Source organism: Streptomyces sp. SID3212, assembly GCF_009865405.1.
In the GTDB taxonomy this organism is placed as follows: Bacteria; Actinomycetota; Actinomycetes; order Streptomycetales; family Streptomycetaceae; genus Streptomyces.
Window position 1 is genome coordinate 1 of record NZ_WWJY01000555.1, and the last position, 4,610, is coordinate 4,610.

The window sequence follows — 4,610 nt, forward strand, 5'->3', positions numbered from 1 at the left end:
CGCGCGGAGGCGCGCGGGGGCCCGGGCACGGGCCCATGGTCAGGTACGGGTCCCGCGTACGGCGGCGGCGCGGCGTGCGGCGGTACGGAGGGAGGCGGCGAGGGGTCCCACCCCGCGAAGTGGTCGTGCTCCGCCTCGTCGTGGTCGACGTCCGGCGGGGTATCCCCGTGCTCCGGGTCCTCCGGCTCGTCGCCGAACGCCTCGTCCTCGAACGGGTCGTTTGCGAAAGGGTCGTCTGCGAAGGGGGCGTCCTCGAAAGGGGCGTCCCACGGTTCGTCCGCGCGGGCCGGAGGGGGTTCCTCGGCGGGTCCCGAGCGCAGCTCGTCCAGGTGGGCCAGCACCGTGTCCGCCGCCGCGCGGCGGCGCTCCAGGGCGTCGGGGTCCAGCGGGAGGGGCCAGGGCTGGGGCGCCGAGGGGGCCCGCAGGGACGGGTTCTCCTCGCCCTCGGCCGGTTCGTCCGCCCACGCCTCGATCTCGCCGTGGCCGGCCACGCAGTGGTCGTACAGCGCGTGCAGGAAGTCCGACGGGCCGCGGGTGCGCTTCTGGGTCGGGCCCCACCAGTGGCCGGAGCCCAGGAGCAGCGAGCGCGGGCGCGTGAAGGTGACGTAACCGAGGCGCAGTTCCTCCGTGTGCTGGTGCGCCTTCATCTCGTCCTTGAACGCCGTGAGGCCCTTCGCGTCCCAGGAGGTGACCTCCGGCAGCGTGGGCGCGTCGCCGCGCAGCGGGTGCGGGAGGACCTTCGCCTGGGACGTCCACGCCTCGCGCGCCCGGTTGTTGGGGAACTGGCCGGTGACGAGCCCGGGGACGGCGACCACGTCCCACTCCAGGCCCTTGGCCTTGTGCGCGGTGAGCACCTTCACCGTGTTCTCGCCGCCCGGCAGCGCGTTGTCCAGCCCCTTCTCGTACTGCGCCGCCGTCCGCAGGAAGGCGAGGAACGCCAGCAGGCCGGCCTCCCCGTCGAGCGCGGCGAAGGAGGCCGCCATGTCCAGGAAGTTGTTCAGCGTCTCCCGGCGGCGGGCTGCCAGCGCGTGGGGCGACGCGGCCAGTTCGACCTCCAGGCCCGTCGTGGCGAGGACACGGTGCAGGACGTCCATCAGCGGGTCGGCCAGCGACCGGCGCAGGTCGCGCAGTTCGGTGGCGAGCCGCGCGAAGCGGACCCGGGCGGCGGCGGAGAACGGCAGCCCGTCGTCCGGGGCGCCCGCCGACTCCAGGAACGTGTCCAGGGCGTCCGCGAGGGAGATCACCTCCGCCGGGTCCGTCCCCTCGACGGCCGCCGCCAGCCGCGCGTCCGTGGTGTCCTCGCCGTCCGGCCCCGCCCCCCGGTGCACCAGGAGCCGCGCCCTGCGCCCCAGCAGCGCCAGGTCGCGGGGGCCGATGCGCCAGCGCGGGCCGCTGAGGAGCCGTACCAACGACGCGTTCGCCCCCGGGTCCTGGAGCACCTCGCACACCGCGACGAGGTCGGCGACCTCCGGGAGGTGCAGCAGCCCGGAGAGCCCCACCACCTCGACCGGCACCTCCCGGGCCACCAGCGCGCCCTGGATCTCGGCGAAGTCCCCTGCCGTACGGCACAGGACGGCCACCTCGCCCGGTTCCTTGCCCGTACGGACCAGATGCGCGAGGGAGTCGGCGAGCCAGGCGATCTCCTCGGCGTGGGTGGGCAGGAGGGCGCAGCGCACCAGGCCGTCGCGCTCCGCGCCGGGCGCGGGGCGCAGCGCCTCGACGCCTTCGTGCATCGCGCGCAGGGGTGTGGCGAGGCCGTTGGCCAGGTCGAGGAGCCGGCCGCCGCTGCGGCGGTTCTCGCTGAGGGAGAAGCGGGTGGCGGGCGTCCCGTCCGCGTACGGGAAGTGGACCGGGAAGTCGTCCAGGTTGGCGACGGACGCGCCGCGCCAGCCGTAGATCGCCTGGCAGGGGTCGCCGACGGCGGTCACCGCGTGGCCCGTGCCCCCGCCGAAGAGGCCCGACAGGAGGAGGCGTTGGGCGACGGACGTGTCCTGGTACTCGTCGAGGAGGACCACCCGGAACTCCTCCCGGAGGATCCGGCCCACCTCGGGGCGGGTGGTCGCCAACTCGGCGGAGAGGGCGATCTGGTCGCCGAAGTCGAGGAGGTCGCGGGCGCTCTTGGCCGCGCGGTAGCGCCCGACCAGGTCGAGCAGCTCACGGCGGGCGGTGGCGGCCTCGGGGACCTTGCGCAGCTCGGCGTTGCTGAGCCGGACGCCGTCCAGGGCGCGCAGCAGGGCGATGTCGTGCGCGCCGAGGGTGCCGGGCCGTACGAGATGTTCCGACAACTCGGCGTCGAGCGCGAGAAGGTCGCTGACGAGCGCGGGGAGGGATTTGGTCAGGGCGGGGTACGGCCCCGGCGCGTCCCGCAGGACGCGCGCGGCGAGTTGGAAGCGGGTGGCGTCCGCGAGCAGCCGGGCCGTCGGCTCCAGGCCTATGCGCAGGCCGTGGTCGGTGAGGAGCTGCCCGGCGAAGGCGTGGTACGTGGAGATGCGGGGTTCGCCCGGGGGGTGGTCGGGGTCGATCGCGTCGGGGTCGGTGACGCCGGCCCGTACCAGCGCCTTGCGGACCCGCTCGGCCAGCTCGCCCGCGGCCTTGTTGGTGAACGTGAGCCCGAGGACCTGCTCGGGGGCGACCTGTCCGGTCCCCACCAGCCACACCACCCGGGCGGCCATGACCGTCGTCTTCCCCGACCCGGCTCCGGCCACGATGACCTGCGGGGCGGGCGGCGCGGTGATGCAGGCCGTCTGCTCCGGGGTGAAGGGGATGCCGAGGAGCTCCTTGAGCTGCTCGGGGTGGGTGAGGTGTGGGGACACCTCAGGAAGGCTATCGGCCACCACTGACAGCGCAGGGCGGGCGGGCATGTGGGGCCGCCGGGATGCCCGCTCGGGCCGTCCCCGGCGCCTCACTCCACGATCTGGCGGCCCTCGGGCTGCGCGCTGCACGACGCGCGGAACGCGCAGTGCGCGCAGTGCTGGCCGGTGGCCGGGGTGAAGCGTTCGTCCAGGACGCGGCCGGCGGCGGAGGCCAGGAGGTCGCCGACCCACTCGCCCGCGAGCGGCTCCTGCGCCTGGACCTTGGGGAAGTCCTCCCCGCCCTCCTTCTTGGGGGCGGCCTGGCGCAGTTGGACGAGTTCGGCGCCGCCCGGCTCGGGGCGGCGGCCGTCGAAGACCTCGTCCAGGGCGCCCTCGCGGACCGCGAGCTGGTAGACCGCGAGCTGCGGGTGGTGCGCCACCTCGTCCTTGGTGGGCGCGGCTTTGCCGGTCTTGAAGTCGACGACGTACGCGCGGCCTTCCGCGTCCCGCTCGACGCGGTCCATGGAGCCCCTGATCCGTACTTCGTACGGACCTGCTTCGAGGGTGACGTCAAAGCCGTGCTCGGTGGCGGTGGCGGTACGGCCGCCCCGGTCCGTCACGTGCCAGCGCAGGAAGCGTTCGAGCGCCACGCGCGCGTGCTCCTTCTCCTGGGCGGACTTCCAGGGGGCGTCGAAGGCGAGTCCGTCCCACACGGAGTCCAGGCGCTCCATGAGGACGGCGAGATCGGCGGGGGTACGGCCGGAGGCCACCTCGTCGGCCAGGACGTGCACGACGTTGCCGAAGCCCTGGGCGGCGGTGGCGGGGGCGTCCGCCTTCACCTCGCGGCCGAGGAACCACTGGAGGGCGCAGGTGTTCTCCAGCTGGTCGAGGGTGCTGCCGGAGAGCGCGACGGGGTGGTCCCTGTCGCGCAGCGGGACCGTGCTGCGGGTCGGTTCGTACAGCCCCCACCAGCTGTGCGGGTGCGCGGCGGGGACGAGGGCGTGGCCGTCCTCGTCGGTCAGCGCGGCAAGCCGGGCGAGGCGGCGGGCGGCGGCGTCGCGCAGGGCGGGGGTGGCCTCCGGGTCGACGGTGGTGGCGCGCAGTTCGGCGACGAGCGGGGCGACGGCGAGGGGGCGGCGGGGACGGCCGGTGACGTCCCGGGGTTCGACGCCCAGTTCGGCGAGGAAGCGGGACGGCTGGTCGCCGTCGTCGGCGGGGGCCTTGACGGCGGTGACGACGAGGCGTTCGCGGGCCCGGGTGGCGGCTACGTAGAACAGGCGTCGCTCCTCTGTGAGGAGGGCGCCGGGACTGAGCGGTTCGGCGAGTCCGTCGCGGCCGATCCTGTCGGCCTCCAGGAGGGAACCGCGGCGCCGCAGATCGGGCCAGAGGCCCTCCTGTACGCCCGCGACGACCACGAGCCGCCACTCCAGGCCCTTGGAGCGGTGGGCCGTCATGAGCCGTACGGCGTCGGGGCGTACGGCGCGGCGGCTGAGGGTGTCGGCGGCGATGTCCTGGGCGTCCAGCTCTTCGAGGAAGTTGAGCGCGCCCCGGCCGCCGGTGCGCTCCTCCGCGCGGGCGGCGGCGTCGAAGAGCGCGCAGACCGCGTCGAGGTCGCGGTCGGCGTTGCGGCCGGCCGCGCCGCCGCGCAGGGCTGCCCGCTCCAGCCGTCCGGGCCAGGGGGTGCCGTCCCACAGCTCCCAGAGGGCCTCTTCGGCAGTGCCGCCGCCTTCGAGCAGCTCACGCGCCTTGCGCAGGAGCGCGCCGAGGCGCTGGGCGCCCCTGGCGTACGCCGGGTCGTGCGCGACGAGCCGCTCGGGC

At 75.2% G+C, this 4,610-nt stretch carries 2 protein-coding genes; both read right to left on the bottom strand.

Going from position 1 to position 4,610, the window contains the following annotated elements; translation table 11 throughout:
• Positions 1-2,813, bottom strand: a 2,813-nt coding sequence (locus GT042_RS16865; protein ID WP_161309541.1) for an ATP-dependent helicase, incomplete at its 3' end; no start/stop codon positions are given.
• A gap of 89 nt (positions 2,814-2,902) precedes the next feature.
• The coding region (locus GT042_RS16870; protein ID WP_161309542.1) for a UrvD/REP family ATP-dependent DNA helicase at positions 2,903-4,610 on the bottom strand (1,708 nt) is incomplete at its 5' end.